Consider the following 571-nt stretch of genomic DNA (forward strand, 5'->3'; position numbering starts at 1 on the left):
ACTGTTCTCGTCGCTCTTGCCGTAGCGGTCCCAGCGGAATTGCAGCTTCACGCGGCCGTGCTGGTCGGTCCAGATGGTCTCGCCTGCCGGGCCAACGACCACCGCTGTCTGCGGTCCTGTCGCTTTCGGCAAAGGCGTGATGGAAGGCGCGCGCCAGGGCAGTGAAGTCGGCTGCGCGAGAAACTCCGTGTCGTAACGCGCCGAGCTGCTGCCGCTGGCATCGCCGCCGCTTTGAAACTGATAACTTGCGCCGACGATCAGGTACTCGCGGTTGTCAGCCGTGCGGGGACATCCTGTGAGCGTGAACAGATAACCGGGCGCGAAAGCGCGAATGGTGGTGTGACCATGAGCGCTTTCACTCCCAGTCTGTTCCTCTTCGAGACGTACGCGCGAATAGTGATTGCCCTCGTCGCCATTGACATAGCCGAGCTGCCAGTTGTACTTCTCGTACGAGCCGTGTTCATCGCTGAGTGGGTTGGCCTGCTGGCTTTGCAGGTCCGCCTTGGGCTTGCGGAAATCATAGTCATCGACGACGTAGCGGCCCGTAGTGACATTGTCCTCGGTGTGCCAG

The 571-nt window shown here is 61.3% G+C and carries 1 protein-coding gene; it reads right to left on the reverse strand.

What is annotated here, in order from left to right; genetic code table 11:
* The coding region (locus QCE69_RS39365; RefSeq protein WP_309936162.1) for a type VI secretion system tip protein VgrG at positions 1-571 on the reverse strand (571 nt) is incomplete at both ends.

This window comes from Caballeronia sp. LZ032, assembly GCF_031451315.1.
Classification (GTDB): domain Bacteria; phylum Pseudomonadota; class Gammaproteobacteria; order Burkholderiales; family Burkholderiaceae; genus Caballeronia.